General features: G+C 66.5%; 23 protein-coding genes and 1 riboswitch. Of the genes, 10 read left to right on the top strand and 13 right to left on the bottom strand.

The window, feature by feature from the left end:
- Positions 1–234: 234 nt before the first annotated feature.
- Positions 235–513, bottom strand: coding sequence for an SH3 domain-containing protein (locus ACTTAG_RS01425; RefSeq protein WP_444463848.1), 279 nt, complete (start codon positions 511–513; stop codon positions 235–237).
- A gap of 417 nt (positions 514–930) precedes the next feature.
- On the opposite strand from ACTTAG_RS01425, the gene ACTTAG_RS01430 reads away from it, so the two are divergent.
- Entirely contained in the window at positions 931–2,169 is a 1,239-nt protein-coding gene (locus ACTTAG_RS01430) for a PAS domain-containing protein (protein WP_444463849.1), read from the top strand.
- Positions 2,170–2,214: 45 nt separating this feature from the next.
- Here ACTTAG_RS01430 and ACTTAG_RS01435 read toward each other — a convergent pair whose 3' ends face one another.
- The 7 genes from ACTTAG_RS01435 to mobA form a co-directional block, all read right to left on the bottom strand.
- Positions 2,215–2,934 (bottom strand): ABC transporter permease, encoded by a 720-nt coding sequence (locus ACTTAG_RS01435; protein WP_444463850.1) that lies wholly within the window; start codon positions 2,932–2,934, stop codon positions 2,215–2,217.
- Positions 2,931–3,620 (bottom strand): ATP-binding cassette domain-containing protein, encoded by a 690-nt coding sequence (locus ACTTAG_RS01440; RefSeq protein WP_444463851.1) that lies wholly within the window; start codon positions 3,618–3,620, stop codon positions 2,931–2,933. Before ACTTAG_RS01440 ends, ACTTAG_RS01435 begins: the two co-directional genes overlap by 4 nt.
- Positions 3,617–4,540 carry an ABC transporter substrate-binding protein gene (locus ACTTAG_RS01445; protein WP_444463852.1) on the bottom strand — a complete coding sequence of 308 codons (924 nt, stop codon included), beginning with the start codon at positions 4,538–4,540 and terminating at the stop codon, positions 3,617–3,619. Before ACTTAG_RS01445 ends, ACTTAG_RS01440 begins: the two co-directional genes overlap by 4 nt.
- A gap of 1 nt (position 4,541) precedes the next feature.
- Entirely contained in the window at positions 4,542–5,339 is a 798-nt protein-coding gene (gene thiD / locus ACTTAG_RS01450) for a bifunctional hydroxymethylpyrimidine kinase/phosphomethylpyrimidine kinase (protein WP_444463853.1), read from the bottom strand.
- Complete coding sequence (thiE, locus tag ACTTAG_RS01455; protein ID WP_444463854.1) at positions 5,336–5,947, bottom strand: thiamine phosphate synthase; 612 nt, start codon at positions 5,945–5,947, stop codon at positions 5,336–5,338. Before thiE ends, thiD begins: the two co-directional genes overlap by 4 nt.
- Positions 5,944–6,732 carry a hydroxyethylthiazole kinase gene (thiM, locus tag ACTTAG_RS01460; RefSeq protein ID WP_444463855.1) on the bottom strand — a complete coding sequence of 263 codons (789 nt, stop codon included), beginning with the start codon at positions 6,730–6,732 and terminating at the stop codon, positions 5,944–5,946. The genes thiE and thiM overlap by 4 nt, the downstream gene beginning before the upstream one ends.
- Before the next feature lie 45 nt (positions 6,733–6,777).
- Positions 6,778–6,873, bottom strand: a riboswitch (TPP riboswitch).
- 62 nt (positions 6,874–6,935) lie between these two features.
- Positions 6,936–7,526 (bottom strand): molybdenum cofactor guanylyltransferase MobA, encoded by a 591-nt coding sequence (gene mobA / locus ACTTAG_RS01465; protein ID WP_444463856.1) that lies wholly within the window; start codon positions 7,524–7,526, stop codon positions 6,936–6,938.
- Positions 7,527–7,620: 94 nt separating this feature from the next.
- Here mobA and rnr point away from each other — a divergent pair, with 94 nt between their 5' ends.
- Positions 7,621–9,876: a ribonuclease R gene (gene rnr / locus ACTTAG_RS01470; RefSeq protein WP_444463857.1), complete on the top strand. Its 2,256-nt coding sequence runs from the start codon at positions 7,621–7,623 to the stop codon at positions 9,874–9,876.
- 61 nt (positions 9,877–9,937) lie between these two features.
- Here rnr and ACTTAG_RS01475 read toward each other — a convergent pair whose 3' ends face one another.
- A complete protein-coding gene (locus ACTTAG_RS01475) occupies positions 9,938–11,536 on the bottom strand; it encodes a phosphoenolpyruvate carboxykinase (RefSeq protein WP_444463858.1) in 1,599 nt (532 codons plus the stop codon).
- A gap of 326 nt (positions 11,537–11,862) precedes the next feature.
- On the opposite strand from ACTTAG_RS01475, the gene ACTTAG_RS01480 reads away from it, so the two are divergent.
- From ACTTAG_RS01480 to ACTTAG_RS01510, 7 genes are read left to right on the top strand one after another with little or no spacing between them, the layout of a single operon-like run.
- Positions 11,863–12,564: a response regulator transcription factor gene (locus ACTTAG_RS01480; RefSeq protein WP_136907654.1), complete on the top strand. Its 702-nt coding sequence runs from the start codon at positions 11,863–11,865 to the stop codon at positions 12,562–12,564.
- Complete coding sequence (locus ACTTAG_RS01485; RefSeq protein WP_444463859.1) at positions 12,561–14,303, top strand: stimulus-sensing domain-containing protein; 1,743 nt, start codon at positions 12,561–12,563, stop codon at positions 14,301–14,303. The genes ACTTAG_RS01480 and ACTTAG_RS01485 overlap by 4 nt, the downstream gene beginning before the upstream one ends.
- A 3-nt stretch (positions 14,304–14,306) precedes the next feature.
- Positions 14,307–14,726 (top strand): HPr kinase/phosphorylase, encoded by a 420-nt coding sequence (locus ACTTAG_RS01490; protein ID WP_444463860.1) that lies wholly within the window; start codon positions 14,307–14,309, stop codon positions 14,724–14,726.
- Positions 14,699–15,637, top strand: coding sequence for an RNase adapter RapZ (gene rapZ, locus ACTTAG_RS01495; RefSeq protein WP_444463861.1), 939 nt, complete (start codon positions 14,699–14,701; stop codon positions 15,635–15,637). Before ACTTAG_RS01490 ends, rapZ begins: the two co-directional genes overlap by 28 nt.
- The gene (locus ACTTAG_RS01500; RefSeq protein WP_013068539.1) at positions 15,634–16,035 is read left to right on the top strand and encodes a PTS sugar transporter subunit IIA; all 402 of its coding nucleotides are present in this window, start codon (positions 15,634–15,636) and stop codon (positions 16,033–16,035) included. The genes rapZ and ACTTAG_RS01500 overlap by 4 nt, the downstream gene beginning before the upstream one ends.
- The gene (locus tag ACTTAG_RS01505) at positions 16,032–16,304 is read left to right on the top strand and encodes an HPr family phosphocarrier protein (RefSeq protein WP_444463862.1); all 273 of its coding nucleotides are present in this window, start codon (positions 16,032–16,034) and stop codon (positions 16,302–16,304) included. The genes ACTTAG_RS01500 and ACTTAG_RS01505 overlap by 4 nt, the downstream gene beginning before the upstream one ends.
- 25 nt (positions 16,305–16,329) lie before the next feature.
- A complete protein-coding gene (locus ACTTAG_RS01510) occupies positions 16,330–17,190 on the top strand; it encodes a lysophospholipid acyltransferase family protein (RefSeq protein WP_444463863.1) in 861 nt (286 codons plus the stop codon).
- A gap of 82 nt (positions 17,191–17,272) precedes the next feature.
- Here the strand turns inward: ACTTAG_RS01510 and ACTTAG_RS01515 are convergent, their stop codons facing one another.
- On the bottom strand, positions 17,273–18,148 hold the full coding sequence (locus tag ACTTAG_RS01515; protein ID WP_444463864.1) for a 3-hydroxybutyryl-CoA dehydrogenase: 876 nt from the start codon (positions 18,146–18,148) through the stop codon (positions 17,273–17,275).
- A gap of 176 nt (positions 18,149–18,324) precedes the next feature.
- Here ACTTAG_RS01515 and ACTTAG_RS01520 point away from each other — a divergent pair, with 176 nt between their 5' ends.
- Positions 18,325–19,146: a DUF6473 family protein gene (locus ACTTAG_RS01520; protein ID WP_444463865.1), complete on the top strand. Its 822-nt coding sequence runs from the start codon at positions 18,325–18,327 to the stop codon at positions 19,144–19,146.
- Positions 19,147–19,209: 63 nt separating this feature from the next.
- Here ACTTAG_RS01520 and ACTTAG_RS01525 read toward each other — a convergent pair whose 3' ends face one another.
- The 3 genes from ACTTAG_RS01525 to ACTTAG_RS01535 all read right to left on the bottom strand — a co-directional run bounded on the left by ACTTAG_RS01525 (position 19,210) and on the right by ACTTAG_RS01535 (position 21,890).
- Complete coding sequence (locus ACTTAG_RS01525; RefSeq protein WP_444463866.1) at positions 19,210–20,136, bottom strand: electron transfer flavoprotein subunit alpha/FixB family protein; 927 nt, start codon at positions 20,134–20,136, stop codon at positions 19,210–19,212.
- Complete coding sequence (locus ACTTAG_RS01530; protein WP_444463867.1) at positions 20,136–20,894, bottom strand: electron transfer flavoprotein subunit beta/FixA family protein; 759 nt, start codon at positions 20,892–20,894, stop codon at positions 20,136–20,138. The genes ACTTAG_RS01525 and ACTTAG_RS01530 overlap by 1 nt, the downstream gene beginning before the upstream one ends.
- A gap of 156 nt (positions 20,895–21,050) precedes the next feature.
- Positions 21,051–21,890 (bottom strand): SDR family NAD(P)-dependent oxidoreductase, encoded by an 840-nt coding sequence (locus tag ACTTAG_RS01535; protein WP_444463868.1) that lies wholly within the window; start codon positions 21,888–21,890, stop codon positions 21,051–21,053.
- Positions 21,891–21,949: the final 59 nt, after the last annotated feature.

Raw genomic sequence — 21,949 nt, forward strand, 5'->3', positions numbered from 1 at the left:
CAGTTCGTCCTCGGCAAGGATGTCGAGCAGGCTCAGCAAGGTCATCGGCATCCCTCCCGGCGGGCCCGACCGGCCCGAACCCCGATTTTGCGGCCGCCGCCCCCGGCTGACAAGCCCCGTGAAACCCCGGCCCGCTTTAGCCGCCGACCGGGGCATCCCCGTCACGCAAGCCGTGGAAGAAGTCGATCCGGGGTGGGGGATGCCGGCCCGTCCCCCGATCTGCGCAACAAGGCTTCAGCGATGCGCCAGATACTCTGCCGAAACATAGCCCGTGAGACTGGGCCTGTCGGCAAGGGACACCCGGCACCAGACCTTGCCCGCCCGTGTCACGCAGGGCCCGCGGGTGAGGCGCGTTCCGTCGGGCAGGCCGATGAGGATCTTGTGATCAAGGCCGGGCCCGTCGCGAAGCTTCAGAAGATCGTCCGGCCCGGCGCCTTTGACCACGGCGCCGGTCCCGGTGGCGCAGCCGGTGACGATCAGAAGGGCGAGGAGGGCGGCAAGAGATGGTCGCATGATCTGTCCTGACCTGTTTTGCCCTGCATACGACATCCTTTCGCGCGAAAAAAGCCGGGTGGCTGCGGCCGGAGGTTAACGGAACAGCTTTTGCCGGCGCAGAAGGCGGCGACAGGCAGACTCGCAGGCCGGAGCTTGCGCGGCCGGGGCAGGGAACGACTTTTCACGCCCTGCGGTTTCCGTGCAAAGGGCACACACGCTTGCGTTGAAAGGAAAAATTGCCCGCGATGCGACATTTTGTCCGGTATCCGCCGTTTGGCCCGCATTTTGCCGCCCCGGCGCGGATGTCTTCGAAAATTCCTCAATGATCAACTATGCTTATCAATTCTTGCCTAACGATCTGGGGGCTAGGCTTGCCGCAATCCCCTCCGCGGCACCGCTTTGCCGCGCTTTCCACGCGACCCGCACGAGAGCCCGATGAACGCAATTTCCCGCCCCACCCTCGCCCGCGAGGGGGAAGCCGATTTCGGCTTCCATGAACTGTTCTTTTCCCGCACCGACAGCCGCGGCGTGATCCTGTCCGGCAACGAGGTGTTCCGCCGCGTCTCCGGCTATGGCTGGACCGATCTGCTGGGGGCGCCGCATCGTTTCGTGCGCCATCCCGACACGCCGCGCGGGGTGTTCCGCATCCTGTGGGACGCGCTGGGCAAGGGCCATCCGATGGGCGGCTATGTCAAGAACCGCGCCTGCAACGGCGATTTCTACTGGGTTTTCGCGGTGCTTCTGCCCGCGCCGGGTGGGTTCCTCTCGGTGCGGATGAAACCCTCGACCCCGCTTTTCGCCCGCATCCGCGAGGTCTATGCCGAGCTGAGCGCCCGCGAGCGCGCCGAACGGCTGGACCCTGCGGAGGGGGCGCAGGCCTTGCGGGCCTTTGCCGCGGCGGAGGGGTTTTCGAGCTACACCAGCTTCATGGCGGCGGCGCTGGGGCAGGAAATGGCGGCCCGCGACGCCCGGCTGGGGCGGCCCGCCGATGCGCGCACGGTGCAGTTGATCGCGCTCAACACCTCGCTGGAACAAGTGGCGCGGGAACAGCGCAACCTGCTGCGCAGTTTCGAGGCGCTGCAATCGGTGCCCAACAACATGCGCATCATCGCCTCGCGGCTGGAGCCCTCGGGCGGGCCGGTTTCGGCGATTTCGGAAAATTACCGCAGCTCGTCGCAGGTGATTTCGGAACGGCTGCGCAGCTTCGTTTCGGGTCGGGACAACCTGTGCGATCGGGTGTCGCGGCAGGCGTCGCGGGCGCTGTTCCTGATCGGGGCGCATCGGGTGCTGTCGGAAATGCGGGCGAATTTCGCCGATGCCGATCCGGTGCCCGGGATCGACTGGGCCGAGGAACGGCAGATGCTGGGCCAGATCGAGGCGCAGGCGCAGCGCGACACCGGCACGGCGATGGAGCAGGCCATCGCCCATGCCGAGGTGCTGGGCCGCGCCAGTGCCGAGATCCGGCGGCAGATGCTGGGGCTTGATACGATCCGGGTGCTGGGCCGGGTGGAAACCGGGCGGATGCGCGGCACGAACACCCATCTGTCGGCGACGATCGACCAGCTCGACGTGTCGCATTCCGATATCCGGCTGCGGCTGGAAACGATCATGCGCCTGTCCGAGGGGATCAGCACGGCGATGCGGACCTTTCAGCGCCTGCAGCGGCCGCTGTGACCGGTGCCGGGCTTGCGACTGGGCCCGCGACTGGGCCGGGGGGCCTTACAGGCCGCCCCGGGCCAGCGCCCGGCTGACCAGACGGCTCAGCCCCAGCGTCATCGCAAGCGTCACCAGAAGGGCTGCGAACATCAGATCGGTGCGCATCCGGGCATTGGCCATCAGCATCAGATAGCCCAGCCCCTGCGCGGCGCCGACCCATTCGCCGATCACCGCGCCGGTGGGCGCATAGGCGACGGCGATGCGCAGCCCGGCGCCGAACTGTGGCAGCGCATGCGGCAGGCGCAGCCAGAGCAGCGTGCGTAGCTTCGACGCCCGGGCGATCCGCGCCAGATCCAGCACCGGCCCCGGCGTCGCGGCAAGCCCGTCATGCAGCCCCGAGGCGACCGGGAACACCACCAGCAGAACCACCATCGCCACTTTGGGCCCGGGGCCGTAGCCCAGCCACAGCGTCAGCACCGGCGCCAGCACGAAGACCGGCAGCGCCTGCGCCCCGGTCAGCACCGGGACGATCAGCCGGGCAAGCACCGGCACCAGCGCGCTGATCAGCGCCAGCGCAATGCCCAGACCAAGGCCCAGCGCAAGCCCGGCCGCCGTCTCGGCCAGCGTCACCAGCGCATGCCGGCCGATCAGGCCGCGTTCAAGCCAGAGCGTTTCGAAAACCTGCAGCGGCGGGGGCAGCACGAAGGCGGGCACCAGCGCGGCGGTGCATATCGCCTGCCACAGCGCGAAGATCGCCAGTATTGGCCAGACACGCGCGCTCATGGCCGCCGCATCCGCGCCAGAAGCCCCGCCGCCGCCTGCGCCAGCCCCGGATCGGCCAGCGGCACCGGACGCGGCCCGGGCAGCGGGGGGATCTCGTGCAACAGGCTGTCTTGCAACAGCACCACCCGGTCGCCCAGCCGCAGCGCCTCGGTCGGGTCATGGGTCACCATCACCACGGTTTTTCCGGTCAGGCATTCCGCCGCCAGATCCTGCATCGCCGCGCGGGTGGGGGCATCCAGCGCCGAAAAGGGCTCGTCCAGCGCCACGAATGCGGCGTCATCGGCCAGCACCCGGGCCAGCGCAAGCCGCTGCCGCTCGCCGCCCGAAAGCGCCCCGGGCCGCTCAGTGCCGCGGCCCGCCAGCCCGACGGCGGCCAGCAAAGCCTCGGCCCTTGCGCGGGGCAGGGGCTCGCCGCGCAGCCGCGCCATCAGCTGCAGATTGCCCAGAACCGAAAGCCGCGGCTGCAACAGATCGCTTTGCGCCATCCAGCCGATCCGGTCGGGCGCCTGCCGCGTGCCCTCCAGCCGGGCCGCGACGGGCAACCCGGCCAAGAGCCGCAACAGCGTCGATTTTCCCGCGCCCGAGGCCCCCAGAAGGCAGGTCCAGCCCGGGCGCAGCTGCAGATCAAGGGGCGCGACAAGCGGGCGCTCGCCCAGCCAGACCCGGCCGGAGAGCGCCGCGGTCATTTGCCCACCGCGATCGTCTCCACCGGCGGGGCGGTGGCGATCAGCCCGGTCTCGACCATGAAGGCGCCGAAATCGCGGTAGCGCGCGGCATCAAGCGCGGCCGGATCGCGGGCGAAATGCGGCCAGGTATCGGCCCAGGCTTTCGCGTTCAAAGGATCATCGAGTTCCGCGGCATGGGCGCGGAACGTGTCCCAGCCCGCCTGCGGATCGGCGGCGATCTCGGCGGCAGCGCGGCCGGTGGCGGCCAGAAACCGGGCGATGCGGTCATCATGCGCCAGATCGGCGCGGGCCAGATAGATCAGCTCGTCATAAGGCGGCACGCCGTTTTCCTCGGGCAGGAAGCAGCGGCCCTGATGGCCGACGGCCGCCATCTGATGCAGCTCGAAATTGCGAAACGCCCCCGAAACCGCCGCAACCTGCCCCGTCGCCACCGCGGGGGTCAGGGCGAAATTGACGTTGATCGTCTCGACCTCGGCGGGATCGACGCCATTGTGACGCAGCATCCGCTGCATCAGCGCCGCCTCGATCCCCGCCAGCGAATAGCCGACCTTGCGGCCGCGCAGATCGGCCATGGTTTGCACCGGCCCCGCGGCATCCACCATGACGCAGTAAAGCGGCGCGTCGATCAGCGTTCCGACCCGTTTCAGGCCCAGCCCCGCGGCGTGCTGCAGATAAAGCTGCGGCTGGTAGCTGACGGCCAGATCGGCCTGCCCGGCGGCGGCCATCTTCGGCGGGTCGGACGGGTCGGCGGGCGGGATGATCGTCACATCCAGCCCGGCCTCGGTGAAATAGCCGCGCTCGGCGGCGACGATGATCGGCCCGTGATCGGGGTTCACGAACCAGTCGAGCATGACCGACAGGCTGTCGGCGGCCTCGGCCCGGGGGGCCAGCAGCAAAAGGGCAAACAGAAGGGGTTTCATCTTACGACCTCATCGAAAAGAAATGATCCAGCGGGCCATGGCCTTGCCCGACCGAAAGCCGGTCGGCCCCGGCGATGGCGCGCAGGGTATAGGCACGGGCGGCGGCGGCGGCCTGGCGCAGATCGGGGATGCGGGCCAGCTGCGTGGCGAGCGCGGAGGACAGCGTGCAGCCGGTGCCATGGGTGTTCTGCGTCTCAACGCGCGGCGCCTCGAACCAGACCTCGCCCGCGGCATCGAGCAGCAGATCGGGGCAGATGGGCCCGGGCAGATGCCCGCCCTTGAGATAGACCGCCCGCGCACCCAAGATCCGCAGCCCGCGGGCCTGCGACACCATCTCGGCGCGGCTTTGCGCGACGGTGCAGCCCAGCAGATCGGCCGCCTCGGGCAGGTTCGGGGTGATCACCGCGGCGCGGGGCAACATGATCTGGCGCAGGGCGGTGACGGCCTCCGTGGCCAAAAGCCGGTCGCCGCCCTTCGCCACCATCACCGGGTCAAGGACGAGGGGGGCGGCAAGCCCCTCCAGCGCCTTGGCCACGGCGGCGATGATCTCCGTATCGCCGAGCATGCCGATCTTCACCGCGTCGATGCGGATATCGGCCCGGATCGCCGCGATCTGCGCGGTGACCATCTCGGGGCGGATCGGATCGACGGCACTGACGCCCCGCGTGTTTTGCGCCGTCAGCGCGGTCAGCGCCGCCATCGCATAGCCGCCATTGGCGGAGATCGCCTTCAGATCGGCCTGAATCCCCGCCCCGCCCGAGGGGTCGGAGCCCGCAATCGAAAGAATGTTGGGGATCATTTCTGCCTCCAGTCCTGCACCAATGCGCGGCAGGCTTCCTCGGGGTCGGCGGCGCGGGTGACGGCGGAAACGACGGCCATCCCGGCGACGCCCGCGGCTTTCAGCGCGGGAATGTCGGCCCGGCTCAGCCCGCCGATGGCGAGCGTCGGCACCGCGACCAGACGGGCGATCCGGGCCAGACCGTCAAAGCCTATGGGCGCTGCGGCATCGGGTTTCGTCGCCGTCGCCCGCACCGGCCCCGCGCCGATGTAATCGACGCAGCCGGGCAGGCGGCTGGCCTGCGCCTCGGTCTCGATCGAGAGCCCCAGCAGCATCCCCGCCCCGATCCGGGCGCGGATGGCGACGGGATCGCCGTCGCCTTGACCGATGTGCAGCCCGTCGGCCCCGGCGGCCAGCGCGACCTCGACCCGGTCATTGAGGAAGAGCTTCACCCCCTGCGCCCGAAGCTCGGGCAGAAGCTGCCGGGCAAGCGCCAGCAGATCGGCATCGGAGGCGGTCTTGTCGCGCAGCTGCACCGCGCTTGCGCCGCCGCGGGCCGCCGCGCGGGCCTGATCGGGCACGGAAAGCGCCGCCCCCGGGTCGGTGATGACGTAGATGGGCCCGATCATGCCGCGCTCACCTTTGCCCCGGCGCGGACGGCCTCGGGCGTCAGATTGGCCAGCGCATCGAGGAAAGCCACGGCGAAACTGCCCGGGCCTTTCGCCTGCCTTGCGGCGATCTCGCCCGCCAGACCGTAACAGGCGAGCGCCGCCACCGTCGCCTCCAGCGGCTTTTGGCCGACCAGAAAGGCGCCGATCACGCCATTGAGCGAACAGCCCAGCGCCGTCACCTGAGGCATCAGCGGATGGCCATTGCCGATGCGAAAGCCCTGTCGGCCATCGGTGACGTAATCAATAGGCCCCGAGACCGCGACCACCCCGCCCGTTTGCGCGGCAAGCGCCCGCGCCGCCGCCTCGGCCGCGGCAACGGGGTCGCCCGCATCGACGCCCCGCGCCTGTCCGCCCAGACCCCCCAGCGCCAGGATCTCCGAGGCATTGCCCCGGATCACCGTCGGGCGCAGGTCCATCAGCCGGGCGCAAAGCTGCTGGCGGAACCGCGTCGCGCCGACGCCGACCGGGTCCATCACCCAGGGCCGGTCGAGCCGGGTCATCACCGTCGCCGCCTGCACCATCGCCTCGGCCCAGGCGGCATCGGCGGTGCCGATGTTCACCGTCAGCGCCCCGGCGAGGGTGGCAAATTCGCCCACCTCCTCCAGCGCATGCACCATCGCGGGCGAGGCCCCCACGGCCAGCTGCACATTCGCCATCGCATTCATCGCGACGAAATTGGTGATGTTGTGCACCAGCGGCGCGGTGGCCCGCATCTGCGCAAGGCAAAGTCCGGGATTGGTCATCGGTCCTCCCCTGACGCGGAAGACCGAAGCCGGGCGGGCAAGGGCCCGGGACCGGTTGCGGACTCCCTACGCCAGCATGATCTGGTTCAGGTTCAAAGGGTGCTTCTCAGCCCGGATGCCCGGACGCCCCTGTCGCAAGGGCAGGGAACCACGGATGGCGGGGCTTGTCCAGTGGCGCCGATGCGGGGCGCGCCGGGCAGGGGTCAGGGTGCGTTCGCGCGCAGCCATGCCTCTGCCCGGGCCAGATCCTCGGGCGTGTTGAGATTGGCGAAGGGATCGGGGGTCGTGTCGAAGGGCACCGCCACGGCCCCCGCCAGACAGGCGCGCATCCGCCGCTCGCCCGCTGCGAAAAGCGCGTCGATCCGGGGGCGGTCGGCGACGCGCCAGAGCGCCGCGGTGTAATGGTCGCGCCCGAAGCTTTGCGCATGGGCGGCCCCGCCTGAAACCTTGCCCGCAGCGACCAGCCGTTCCACCAGATCTTCGGGCAGAAAGGGCGTGTCGGTGGCCACGCTGACCAGCGCCTCGGCGCCCAGCCCGGCCGCCCAGTCCAGCCCGGCGCGGATGCCCGCCAGGGGACCAAGCCCCGTTTCCCCGGGCCGATCCGGCAGCACCGGCAGGCCAAGGCCGAAGCGGCCGGGATCGCCATTGGCCGAGATCGCCACGGCCTGTACCTGCGGCGCGAGCCGTTCCAGCACCCGCGCGATCAGCGGCACGCCCAGAAGCGGCACCAGCGCCTTTTCGCGGCCCATCCGCCGCCCTTGGCCGCCCGCCAGAATGATGCCCACAATGGTCATGCGCCGCCTTTCCCCTTGCCCCAGCCCTGACCGTTCGGGCGCGCAACTGCAAGCCCGCACTTTCTTGCGCGGCCCCGTCGTGCTAGGCAAGGCCATGACCCAGACCCCCATTCCGACGAAGCAGCAGATCCTCGACTGGATCGCCGACAACCCCGATCAGGGGGCGAAACGCGATATCGCCAAGGCCTTCGGCCTGAAGGGCGCGGCGAAGATCGAGTTGAAGCGCCTGCTGAAAGAGCTGGCCGAGACCGGCCAGATCGCCCGCAAGAAGCGCAGCTATCATGACAGCGCCAGCCTGCCGCCGGTGACGGTGCTGGAAATCCTGCCCGCCGACGGCATGGGCGATCTTTGGGCGCGGCCTTTGGAATGGGCCGGTCCGGGGGAGGCGCCGCGGATTGCCTTTCTGACCCGCCGCGACGATCCGGCGCTGGGCGCGGGCGAGCGGGTGCTGGCCCGGATCGCGCAGACGGCCGAAGGATATGAGGCGCGGCTGATCCGCAAGCTGGGCCAAGCTCGGCATCGCATCGTCGGCATCTTCCGCAAGGGGGCGGAAGGGGGCCGGATCACGCCCATCGACAAAGGCGAGATGACCGAATGGATCGTGCCGCCCGGCGCCACCAATGACGCCCGCGATGGCGAATTGGTCGAGGCGGAACAATCCGGGCCGAAGGGCCGGATGGGGCTGCCGCGGGCGCGGGTGATCGAGCGGCTGGGCGATCCGACCGCGCCGCGGGCGGTGTCGCTGATCGCCATTCACCAGCACGGCATTCCCGACGATTTCCCCGATGACGTGATCGCCGAGGCCGATGCGGAAATCCCCGCCGCTTTGGGCGACCGCGAAGACCTGACCGGGCTGCCCTTTGTCACCATCGACCCGGCCGATGCCCGCGACCGCGACGATGCCTGTTTCGTTGCCCCCGACGACGATCCGGCGAATGCGGGCGGCTTCCTGCTCTGGGTCGCCATCGCCGATGTGGCGCATTACGTCCGCCCGGGCTCGGCCGTGGATCGCGAGGCGCGCAATCGGGGCAACTCGACCTATTTCCCCGACCGGGTGGTGCCGATGCTGCCCGACCGGCTTTCGGGCGATCTGTGTTCCCTGCATGAACATGTGCCGCGCGCGGTTCTGGCGGTGCGGATGAAGGTCTCCTCCGAGGGGCGCAAGATTGCGCATCGCTTCACCCGGGGCATCATCCGCTCGGTCGCCTCGCTGGAATATGGGCAGGTGCAGGCGGCGCAGGACGGGCGGCCCGATGACAAGACCGCGCCCCTGGTCGCGGAGATCATCACGCCGATCTATGCCTGTTACCGGGCGCTGACCCGGGCGCGGGCGATGCGACAGCCGCTGGATCTGGACCTGCCCGAACGTCGGATCGAGATCGACGAGAGTGGCAAGGTCGCCTCGGTCAAGTTTAAGGAACGGCTCGATGCGCACCGGCTGATCGAGGAATTCATGGTGCTGGCCAATGTGGCCGCCGCCGAGGAGCTGGAACGGCTGCGCCGTCCGCTGCTGTATCGCGTGCACGAGGAACCCTCCCCGGAAAAGATCGACGCGCTTCGCGAGGTTGCACAGGCCTCGGGGTTTTCGCTGGCGAAGGGGCAGGTGCTGAAGACGGCGCATCTGAACCGGCTGCTCAATGACGCCGAGGGCAGCGAGTTCGACGAGCTGATCAACATTTCCACCCTGCGCTCGATGACGCAGGCCTATTATGCGCCGCATAATCTGGGGCATTTCGGGCTGGCGCTGCGGTCTTATGCGCATTTCACCAGTCCGATCCGGCGCTATTCCGACCTGATCGTGCACCGGGCGCTGATTGCCGGTCATGGCTGGGGGAAGGATGGGCTGAGCCGCGACGACATCGCCCAGCTGGAAGACACCGCGCAGCATATTTCCGAGACCGAGCGGCGCTCGATGGCCGCCGAACGCGACACCACCGACCGCTATCTGGCGGCCTATCTGAGCGAGCGGGTGGGCAGCGAGTTCACCGGGCGGATTTCCGGCGTGCAGAAATTCGGCGCCTTCGTGAAGCTGGATGAGACCGGCGCGGATGGGCTGGTGCCGATCCGATCCGTGGGGCGCGAGTTCTTCCATTATGACCGCGACGCGCAGCAACTGATCGGGGCCGACAGCGGCATCACCTTGGGCATCGGGCAGCGGGTGCTGGTGCGGCTCGCCGAGGCCGTACCGGTGACCGGCGGGCTGGAGCTGGAGTTGCTGGAGCTGGAGGGGCAGGCGATGCCCGGCGCGGGCAAGGGCGGCAAGCGGCCGTTCCGGCCGGGGCGGAAATCCGTGGCCTTCAAGGCGAAGGAACGGGCGATTTCGCGCAAGGTGAAACGCACCCGCAAGTAAGCGGCCTGAACAAAAGGAAAGGGCCGGGGAAACCCCCGGCCCTTTGTCATTTCAAGGCGGTTCAGCCGATCGCGACGGCTTTCACGTCTTCGTCCACATAGGGCAGATATTGCGCGAAGTTGTCCGAGAACATCTTGACGAGCTTCGCCGCCTGCGCGTCGAAGGCGGCCTTGTCGGCCCAGGTTTCGCGCGGGTTCAGCAGCTTGCTGTCGACGTCATGCACCGCGACCGGCACTTCGAAGCCGAAGTTCGGGTCCTTGCGGAATTCGGCATCATGCAGCGACCCATCCAGCGCGGCGGTGAGCAGCGCCCGGGTTGCCTTGATCGGCATGCGCTTGCCGGTGCCAAAGGCGCCGCCGCTCCAGCCGGTGTTCACGAGCCAGCACGACGCGCCATGTTCGGCGATCTTCGCGGCCAGCAGTTTGCCATAGACTTCCGGACGACGCGGCATGAAGGGCGCACCAAAGCAGGTCGAGAAGGTCGGCACCGGTTCCACGATCCCCACTTCCGTCCCCGGGGTCTTCGAGGTGAAGCCCGAGAGGAAGTGATACATCGCCTGCGCGGGCGTCAGACGCGCGATCGGCGGCAGCACGCCATAGGCGTCGCAGGTCAGCATGATCACGTTCTTCGGATGGCCACCCAGCGCGGTGTCCGAGGCGTTGCCGATGTAGTGCAGCGGGTAGGCGCAGCGCATGTTCTCGGTCAGCGAGCTGTCGAAGAAGTCAAGTTCCAGCGTTTCCGGGTCGAAGACCATGTTCTCGACCACGGTGCCGAACATCGAACAGGTGTTGTAGATGTCCGGTTCGGCTTCTTTCGAGAGGTTGATCGTCTTGGCGTAGCAGCCGCCTTCGAAGTTGAAGATGCCCTTTTCCGACCAGCCGTGTTCGTCGTCGCCGATCAGCACGCGCGACGGGTCGGCCGAAAGCGTGGTCTTGCCGGTGCCCGACAGGCCGAAGAAGACGGCCGAGTCATCGGGGTTGTCGATCGCATGGTTGGCCGAGCAGTGCATCGCCATCACGCCCTTGCCGGGCAGGATGTAGTTAAGCAGCGTGAACACGCCCTTCTTGTTTTCGCCGGCATAGGCGGTGTTGCCGATCAGGATCAGCTTCTTGTCGAAGTTGAGCGCGATCACCGTTTCAGTGCGGCAGCCGTGGCGTTCCGGGTCGGCCTTGAACGACGGGCAGTTGATGATCGTCCATTCCGGGCTGAACGTGTCCAGCTCTTCGCGGGCGGGGCGGCGCAGCATGGTGCGCAGGAAGAGGCCGTGCCAGGCCAGTTCGGCCACCAGACGCACGTCCAGACGGTGGGCCGGATCGGCACCGCCATAAAGATCCTCGACGACGAAATCCTTGCCCTTCATGTGCTCAAGCATGTCGGCATGCAGCACGTCGAACTTGGCCGGATCCATCGGCTTGTTGTTTTCCCACCAGATCGTGTCTTCTACGCTGGCGGTGCGGACGACGAACTTGTCTTTCGGCGACCGGCCGGTGTGCTTGCCGGTCGAGCAGTAGAAAGCCCCGCCCTTGCCGAGCGTGCCTTCCCCGTTCTTGAGCGCCAGTTCGATGAGCGCGGGTTCCAGCAGGTTGTAATAGACGTTGCCGAGACCAGTGATGCCCTGATCTTCCAGCTTCTTCGCCGGGTTCACGCGTCCGATGCTCATGTTTCGCTCCCGTTGCCGCCCTGCGGCGCAGTGGTTCCTCGCGGCGCCCGTTACGGGCGGGCACCGATCCGCGCAAGAATGTTGCGGATGGCGCCCTATACCATGGTGCAATTGCGAAGGAACAGAAGGGTTTGTCGCAGCTAGCGCAAACAGAGCCGATTTAGCGCCATCATCGCGAAGAGGTGAGACAAATTAGTCAAACCTTCGCTTTTTTGCACTGAGATGATTCCCGCAGCGGGGCTGATTCGCACATCGCAGTTGATTCCGGGACCCGGAAAGCGGACAATGTCGCCAATCATAAAACCAAGCAGTATGAGGTGCAGCACATGTCGAGGATCGCGCTGGTCGATGACGATCGCAACATTCTGACCTCCGTCTCGATGACGCTCGAGGCAGAGGGCTATGAGGTCGAGACCTATAACGACGGTCAGGCCGCGCTCGATGCGTTCAGCAAGCGGTTGCCCGACATGGCCGTGCTTGACATCAAGATGCCGCGGATGGACGGCATGGAACTGCTGCAGCGGCTGCGCCAGAAGACCACGATGCCGGTGATCTTCCTGACCTCGAAGGATGACGAGATCGACGAGGTTCTGGGCCTGCGCATGGGCGCCGACGATTACGTCAAGAAGCCCTTCAGCCAGCGGCTTCTGGTTGAACGCATCCGCGCGCTTTTGCGCCGTCAGGAGGCGATCTCGACCGGCGAGGTTCCGGTGGCCGAAGATACCAAGGTGATCGTGCGCGGCTCGCTGTCCATGGACCCTTTGCGCCATTCGGTAACCTGGAAGGGCCGCGAAGTGACGCTGACGGTGACCGAATTCCTGCTGTTGCAGGCGCTGGCGATCCGGCCCGGCTTCGTGAAAAGCCGCGATCAGCTGATGGACGTGGCCTATGACGATCAGGTCTATGTCGACGATCGCACCATCGACAGCCACATCAAGCGGCTGCGCAAGAAGATGCGCACGGTGGATGACGATTTCTCGGCGATCGAGACGCTTTACGGCATCGGTTATCGTTACAACGAAGAATGACCATTGCCGGACTTCTTGCAGCAGGGCGGGGGCGTGTGACCAAGGCCGCGAAATCCGAAACGGATGTGGTCCTGGGCGAGGACTGGGTCGCGCCCTCGGGCGCGGTCGATGAGGATCTGGCCCGGGGGCGGCAGCGCCGCAGCTATATTTCGCTGAACCACTCGCCGCTGGCGCGCAAGATCATCACCTTCAACCTGCTCGCCATGCTGGTGATGGTGGCGGGGGTGCTTTATCTGAACCCGTTCCGCGATTCTCTGGTGTTCCAGCGCGAAAGCGCCATCGTCAGCGAGGCGGAACTGATCGCTGACGTGTTCGAGGCGCGGATGCCCGCGGCGGCGCCGGTCAATCTGGCGGCGGGCGATGGCCTCGACGTGGCCGAGGTGATGCGCGGCATCGAACTGCCCCCGGGGGCGACGATCTATGTCTTTGATGCGGCGGGCAATCTGCTGGCGGATTCCGCCGCCGTCGGCACCGCGCCGCGCAAACATGTCGAGGGGCTGGGGATCGACACCCGTTCGACGATGATCACCGATCTTTTGAACAGCGCCTGGGATTGGCTGACCCGGATCGCGCATCGCAGCCAGGATGCCGCCGCGCCGGTCGATACCCGCGCCATGGCCGAGGCGCTGCTGCCCCAGGTCGCCGCCGATCAGACCGTGATGGCGACGCGGCGCAACACCTCGGGGGCGACGATCTTCACCGTCGCGACCGGGCTTTACCAGAACGACAAGCGCGTTGGTGCGGTGGCGATGACCTCGGCCGCCGGGGAGATCGACAAGCTGGTGCGGGTCGAGCGCGAACAGGTGCTGCAGATGTTCGTGATTGCCATCATCGTCTCGATCGGGCTGTCGCTGGTGCTGGCCTCGACCATTGCCAATCCGCTCTCCGATCTGGCCGCTGCGGCCGAGATCGGGCGGGACCGGCATGCCCGCAAGATGACGCCGGGCCGAGTCCGCATTCCCGATCTGACCGCCCGCCCCGACGAGATCGGGCGGCTGTCGGGCGCGCTGCGCGGCATGGTGGCGGCGCTTTACGACCGCATCGACGCGAATGAACAGTTTGCCGCCGATGTGGCGCATGAAATCAAGAACCCGCTGGCCAGCCTGCGCTCGGCCGTAGCCTCGCTGCATGTGGTCAAGCGCGAGGATCAGCGCACGCGACTGCTTGAGGTGATCGACCATGACGTGCGGCGGCTGGACCGGCTGGTGAGCGACATCTCGAACGCCTCGCGGCTCGACAGCGATCTGGTCAAGGAGGAGGAGCAACCCTTCGACCTTTTGAAGATGGTCGCCAATCTGGGCGAATATCTGGGCAAGGAAGCGGCGGCGAAAGGGGTCGAATTCATCACCGACCTGCCGTCGGAGCCGATCCGCATCACCGGGCTTGAAGAACGTCTGGCGCAGGTCTTCGTCAATCTGATCGGCAATGCGATCAGCTTCTGCGAAGAGGGCGATGCGGTCCGCGTCTGGGCCCGCAAGCGCGAGAACCGGGTGCTGGTCGTGGTCGAGGACACCGGGCCGGGCATTCCCGAACAGGCGCTGACCAAGGTCTTCAAGCGCTTTTATTCGCAGCGCCCCGAGGGGCAGTTCGGCGACCATTCCGGCCTTGGTCTGGCGATTTCGAAACAGATCGTCGAGGCGCATGGTGGCGTGATCTGGGCCGAGAACATCCGCCCCACCGATGCCGACATCACCTCCGAGCCGCTGGGCGCCCGCTTCGTCGTCGGCCTGCCGGTCTGAGCCGTGAGCCCGCCGCTGCATGCCACGGCGGTCGCGCTGGGCCCCGCGGCGGGGGTGCTGATCCTTGGACCCTCGGGTGCGGGCAAGTCGAGCCTTGCGCTGCGGCTGATGGCCTTTGGCGCCGATCTGGTTTCCGATGACGGGGTGCTTCTGGCCGTGGAAAAGGGCGCGCTGATCGCCCGCGCCCCCGCGCCGATCGCCGGTCTGATCGAGGCGCGCGGCGCGGGCATCCTGCGCGCCGCGGTGCTGGCGCAGGCCCGGATCGTGCTGGCGGTGGACATGGGGCGGGACGAGACCGAAAGGCTGCCGCCTTCACGCGAGATTGCGGTGCTGGGCGTCACCCTGCCTCTTGTGCTGCGGCTGCAACATGGTCATCTTGAGGCGGTGATCCTGCAATGGCTGAAGGCCGGGAGAGCGATGTGAACGAACGTGCGGCAGCGGAGACGGTGAACCGGCTGGTTCTTGTCACCGGCCCCTCCGGGGCGGGTCGCACCACGGCCATCGTCGCGCTCGAGGATCTGGGCTACGAGGCGATCAACAACCTGCCGCTGTCGCTGGTGCCGCGGCTGATCGACGGTCCGCTGACCCGGCCGATGGCGCTGGGCATCGACGTGCGCAACCGCGATTTTTCCGTCGCTGCGCTGATCGAGCTGATCGACTGGCTGACCCGCGAGCCGGGGCTGCTGCTTGAGGTGCTCTATCTCGACGCCACGCCCGAGGCGCTGATCCGGCGCTATTCCGAGACCCGCCGCCGCCATCCGCTGGCGCCCGAGGCGCAGCCGCTGTCGGGGATCGTGCAGGAATTCGACATGCTGGCACCGATCCGGGTGCGGGCCGATGTGCTGATCGACAGTTCGGCCATGAGCCCGCATGATCTGCGCGCCGAGGTCGGGCGCTGGTTCGACATGGGGCAGATCTCGCGGCTGGCGATTTCGCTGCACAGTTTCAGCTACAAGCGCGGCGTGCCGCGCGGGCTCGACATGATGTTCGACTGCCGGTTTCTGGCCAACCCGCATTGGGTCGCGGCGCTGCGACCGCTGACCGGGCTTGATCCGGCGGTGGCGGCGCATGTGCAGGGCGATGCCCGCTATCAACCCTTCCTTCAGAAGGTCTGTGATCTACTTCTGTTTCAGCTTCCGGCCCATCTGGACGAGGGCAAGGCCCATCTGGCCGTGGGCTTCGGATGTACCGGCGGGCAACACCGTTCGGTTGCCGTAACGGAAGCGGTGGCCAAGGCCCTTGCACAGGCGCACTGGCAAGTGTCTAAACGGCACAGGGAGCTTGAGCGGCGGGCACAGTCCATGCCCACAGGGAAAGAGGCAGAGGGCGCGTGATCGGAATCGTGATCGTGGCACATGGCGGTTTGGCGCGGGAATATCTCGCGGCGGTCGAACATGTCGTCGGCCCGCAGGAAGGCATCCGTGCCATCACCATAGAAGACGACCATGACAGGGCGGCGAAACAGGCCGAGATTCGCGCCGCCGCCGATGCGGTGGACAGCGGCGCCGGGGTTGTCGTCGTCACCGACATGTTCGGCGGCTCGCCCTCGAACCTGAGCCTGATGGCCTGCGAGGCCGGCGGGCGCGAGATCATCTATGGTGCCAATCTGCCCTTGCTGATAAAGCTCGCCAAATCGCGCTCCTTGGGCGTGCATGCGGCGGTGGAAGCCTCTCTTGATGCCGGTCGCAAATATATCAATTGCTATTCGACGGGCGGAGCCTCGGCCAAGTGAGTGTCAGCAAGGTCTTGAAGATCGTGAACGAAAAGGGCCTGCATGCGCGGGCCTCGGCGCGGTTCGTGGAAGTCGTCGTGGCCCATGACGCAAGGGCCGAGGTCGAAAAGGACGGGATGAAGGTCTCGGGCGATTCGATCATGGGTCTTCTGATGCTCGCCGCCTCGCGCGGGACGACGATCGAGGTGACCACCTTCGGAACCGAGGCCGAGAAATTGTCCGATGCGCTGGCGGCGCTGGTCGCCGACCGCTTCGGCGAAGAGATGTGAGCCGCAAGGCAAGAAGGGATTTGTCGTGACCGACAGGAAACCCCGCGACCGCGCGCCGGTTGAACAAAAGCCCTATGATATCAAGCGGCTCTCCTATGCGGGCACCTTCACCAACCCGTGGAAGGCGAACACGATCCGCGCGATCGAATGGCTGACGGCGAAATGGACGCTGTTGCAACTGATCCGCAAGTTCGAACGCCGCGGCGCGCCGGTGGGGCAGGCCTTCTGGCCGCAGGCGCTGGAGATCATGGGGATCGAGGTGAAAACCCCGCCCGAGCAGATCGCCCGCATTCCGGCAACCGGCCCGCTGGTCGTCGTGGCCAACCATCCGCATGGTCTGGTGGACGGGATGGTGCTGGCCTGGCTGATCGGGCAGGTGCGCACGGATTACAAGATCCTGACGCGTTCGCTGCTGACGGGAATTCCCGAAATCGAGGAATTCATGCTGCCGGTGCCCTTCCCGCATGAACCGAATGCGCAGGAAGAAAGCCTGAAGATGCGTGCCGAATGCATGGCGCAGCTGAAGCGCGGCGGGGTGATCGTGCTCTTCCCGGCTGGCGCCGTGGCGCATTCCGAAACCTTCTTCGGCCCCGCGATCGAGGGGGAATGGAACCCATTCACCGCGAAGATGCTGGCGCGGTCGGGCGCGTCGGTGCTGCCGATCTATTTCCCCGGCAAGAATTCCCGCGCCTATCAGATCGCCAACAAACTGGGCGCGACGCTGCGGCAGGGCCTGCTTCTGCATGAAATCAAACGCGCGCTTTTCAAGCCGCAAGCGCCGGTGATCGGACAGCCCAAAACCGCCACCGAGATGGCCGAGGCGCTGAAACATCCGCGCCAGTTCCTGGCCGATCTGCGCGCCGAAACCCTGGCCCTGCGGCATTGAAAAAGGGCCCCGAAAGGCCCCCGTTTCACCTTGGCTCAAATATCCCGGGGTGCGGGGCAGCGCCCCGCTCCGCCGCCCGCCCTCAGCGCGTCGGCACCGGCGTCTCGCCGCGGTAGTCATAGAACCCCCGCCCGGTCTTGCGCCCCAGCCACCCGGCCTCGACATATTTCGTAAGCAGCGGGCAGGGACGGTATTTCGTGTCGGCCAGCCCGTCATAAAGCACGTTCATGATCGCCAGACAGGTATCGAGCCCGATGAAATCGGCCAGTTCCAGCGGCCCCATCGGATGGTTCGCGCCAAGCTTCATCGCCATGTCGATCGACTGCACATTGCCGACGCCTTCGTAAAGCGTATAGACCGCCTCGTTGATCATCGGGATCAGGATGCGGTTGACGATGAAGGCCGGGAAATCCTCGGCCGAGGCGGGGGTCTTGCCCAGCCGCTCGATCACCCCCAGAAGCGTGCGATAGGTTTCCTCGCCCGTCGCGATGCCGCGGATCAGCTCCACCAGCTGCATCACCGGCACCGGGTTCATGAAATGCACGCCGATGAATTTCTCCGGCCGATCCGTGCGCGAGGCCAGCCGCGTGATCGAGATCGAGGAGGTGTTGGTGGCCAGAATCGTCTCCGGCTTCAGATGCGGCAACAGGCTGTCGAAGATCGCCTGCTTGACCGGCTCGCGCTCGGTGGCCGCTTCGATGATCAGATCGGTCTGGCCCAGCTCTTCGATCGCCATCGTGGTGCGGATCCGCCCCAGCGCCGCGTCGCGATCCTCATGCGAGATCTTGCCCCGATGCACCTGCCGGTCGAGGTTCTTCGCGATTGTCCCCAGCGCCCGATCGAGGCTGTCGGGTGCCACGTCGTTCAGCAGCACCTCATAGCCCGACAAGGCAAAGACATGGGCGATGCCGTTGCCCATCTGTCCGGCGCCCACGACACCCACGCTCAAGATCGTCATTTCTGGTCCTTCTTTCGACTTCGTGCAAGTCTAAGCCCGATGCTGCATCGCGGCAAGGGGCAACGCCGCGGCAGTCGTCGGCATGATGCATGCCGTCAATTTTCTCTTTAGCTCTTTGGCAAGGCTTTCCGGTCCATTCTTCCTGCGGGTGAGTCGAACGAAACAAGGTGGGATGAATGGCCTTTGAATACACGGGCAGTGGTGCCCTTGATTATTTTCCATGCCGATATGGCAAGTCGAAGCTTTTGTTCCGGGGACCGCGGCGCGATCTGACCCGGCCCTTCGTGGCGGCGATGGGCGGCAGCGAAACCTATGGCAAATTCATTGCCGAGCCCTGGCCCGTGCTGCTGGAAGATCGTCTGGGCGTTCCGGTGGTGAATTTCGGCTATCTGAATGCCGGGATCGACGTCTTCTACAGCGAACCGCAACTGCCCGAAGCGACGCGGACGACCTCGCTTTCGGTCATCCAGCTTCTGGGCGCGCCGAACATGTCGAACCGGTTCTATGCCGTGCATCCGCGTCGCAATGACCGGTTCCTGCGCGCCTCGAACCTGATGCGGGCGGTGTTCAACGATGTCGATTTCACCGAATTCAACTTTACCCGCCACATGCTGAGCACGCTGCAGGCCTATGCGCCGGATCGGTTCGACACGCTGGTGGCCGAGTTGCGGACGGCCTGGGTGGCGCGGATGCGCGGGCTTCTGGAGAAGGTGCCGGGGCCGAGGCTGCTTTTGTGGCTGGGCGATTACCGCGATCCGCTGACCCAGGACCCGCTGGGGGCGGAACCGCTTCTGGTGACGCAGGCGATGGTCGATGAGATCGCGCCGCTGGCACAGGCGCTGGTCAAGGTGCAGCCCTCGGCGATGGCGCGTTCCACCGGCACGGTGGGGATGCATTTCGGCCCGATGGAGGAACCCGCGGCGCAGACGATGCCGGGGCCGCTCGTGCATCAGGAAATCGCCGAGGCTCTGGCGCCCGCGGTGCGGAAGTTCCTGTAAACCCGCCGTTCCGGCAAGGAAAAAGCCCCGCCACTGGCGGGGCTTTCTGTTCTGTGGGCCGGATCAGAGCTTCTCGGCCAGTTCCGGCACGGCCGTGAACAGGTCGGCGACCAGACCGAAATCGGCGACCTGGAAGATCGGCGCCTCTTCGTCCTTGTTGATCGCGACGATGATTTTCGAATCCTTCATCCCCGCAAGGTGCTGGATCGCGCCCGAAATGCCGACGGCGACATAAAGCTCGGGGGCGACGACCTTGCCGGTCTGACCCACCTGCCAGTCGTTCGGCGCAAAGCCGCTGTCGACAGCGGCGCGCGAGGCGCCCACGGCAGCGCCAAGCTTGTCGGCCAGCTTCTCGATCAGTGCGAAATCGGCCTCGCTGCCGACGCCGCGCCCGCCCGAGACGACGATCTTCGCCGAGGTCAGTTCGGGCCGGTCCGAGGCCGCGACCTTGTCTTCGACCCAAGTCGAGAGACCCGCGGCGGTTTCGCCCGAGATCGTCTCGACCGCGGCCGCGCCACTGGCGCCGACAGCGCCGAAGGTGGCGGTGCGGACGGTGAAGACCTTGATCTTGTCGGCGGATTTCACCGTCTGGATCGCGTTGCCCGCATAGATCGGACGCTCGAAGGTGTCGGCATCGATCACGGCGGTGATGTCGGTGATCATCATCACGTCGAGGAGCGCGGCGACGCGCGGCAGCACGTTCTTCGCCGCGGCGGTCGAGGCGGCGGCGACATGGGCATAGCCCGGGGCGAGCCCGACGATCAGCGCGGCGGTGGCTTCGGCCATGCCATGGCTGTAGTCCGTCGCGCCGGCCAGCAGCACTTTCGACACACCGTCCAGCTTCGCGGCCTCGGCGGCGGCGGCTTCGGCGCCAGCCCCGGCGACCAGCACATGCACCTCGCCCAGCGATTTCACGGCCGAAAGAGTTTTCGCAACCGAATCGGTGGCCAGTTGACCGCCATTCACGTCAGCAAGCAGAAGAACAGCCATCAGATCACCCCCGCGTCCTTGAGTTTGCCGATCAGCTCGTCGACCGAGCCGACCTTGATCCCGGCGGCCCGGCCTGCCGGTTCCGCGGTCTTCACGACCGTCAGGCGCGGCGTGACATCGACGCCGTAATCGGCGGCGGTCTTCTCGGCCAGCTCTTTCTTCTTCGCCTTCATGATGTTGGGCAGCGAGGCATAGCGCGGCTCGTTCAGGCGCAGATCGGCGGTGACCACGGCCGGAAGCTTGACCTCGATCGTCTGCAGACCGCCGTCGACTTCGCGCGTCACCTTGGCGGCATCGCCCGCGATCTCGACCGCCGAAGCAAAGGACGCCTGCGCCCAGCCCAGAAGTGCCGCGACCATCTGGCCGGTCGCGTTCATGTCATTGTCGATCGCCTGCTTGCCGGTGATGATCAGGCCCGGCTGTTCCTCGGCGGCGACCTTGGCGATGATCTTTGCCACGGCGAGCGGCTCGATATCGGTATGCACGTCCTCGGCGGCAACGACGAGGATGGCGCGGTCCGCCCCCATCGCCAGCGCCGTGCGCAGGGTTTCCTGCGCCTGTTTCACGCCCACGGAGACGACGACGATCTCGGTCGCGACGCCTTTTTCCTTCAGCCGGATCGCCTCTTCGACGGCGATTTCGTCGAAGGGGTTCATCGACATTTTCACGTTCGCAAGATCGACCCCGCTGCCATCCGCCTTCACACGGACTTTCACGTTGTAGTCGATCACGCGCTTCACAGGCACGAGGACCTTCATCGGCGGTGTCTCCCTAGGTTTCGAAGGCGCCCCCGAGGGGGGCGGATTCTTGCATCGGAAATTTTGTTACAATGCGACCGCAGCAAAAGACAGATGAAAAACGACGCCGGATGGTGTCGCTACGTCACGTCGCGAAAGCTTGGGGGCGAAATCGACTCAGGCCTTGGAAAACATCCAGTCCTGAAGCCGCAGCGGCAGAATCCGCCGCGCGATGGCGGCAAGCCAGGTCGCCTTGGTCACATAATAATGCGACTTCGGTTTCGGGTCGGTCAGGGCGCGCAGGATCTGGTCGGTCACCGCCGAACAGGGCAGCTCGAACATGTCGGGTTTGCCCGAAGGGGTATAAAGCCGTTTCAGAAGCGAGGTCTCGTATTGCTCACGCCGGGCCGAGGCCTTCCAGTCGATCCATTTCTCGAAATGCGGGATCGAGTTCACCCGGATCTTCGTCGGGATCGGCCCGGGGTTGACCGTGATGATATGGATGCCCGTATCGCGCATCTCGCGGCGCATCACCTCGGTCAGGCCCTCCAGCGCGAATTTGGTGGCGACATAGGCGCCGCGCCAGCGGATGCCCACCAGCCCCAGCACCGAGGAACATTGGATGATCCGGCCCTCGCCATTCTCGCCATAGGCCCGCATCACCCTGATCGCGCGAATGGTCAGGTCATGCAGGCCGAAAAGGTTGGTTTCGAAGATTTCGCGCAAAGCGCCCGGCGGCAGATCCTCGGCCGCGCCGGGGCAGCCATAGGCGGCATTGTTGTAAAGCGCGTCCAGCCGCCCGTTCGCCCGGGCCAAAGCCTCGTTGAAACCGGCCTCGATCGAGGCGGGGTCGGAGAGATCGAGCGGAAAGGAGATCAGCCCCTCGGCGCGCAGCCGGGCACAGTCTTCCTCGCGTCGGCAGGTGGCCAGCACCTTCCAGCCCGCCTTGTGCAGCCCATGCGCCGCATCATAGCCGATGCCCGAAGAGCAGCCGGTGATCAGGATCGTCTTCGCCATCGTCATCCCCCGTGTTTCGTTCCAGATAGGCCAAGCCCCGGTGCGGGACAACGGCTTTG

The organism is Rhodobacter capsulatus, from assembly GCF_052363185.1.
In the GTDB taxonomy this organism is placed as follows: domain Bacteria; phylum Pseudomonadota; class Alphaproteobacteria; order Rhodobacterales; family Rhodobacteraceae; genus Rhodobacter; species Rhodobacter capsulatus_E.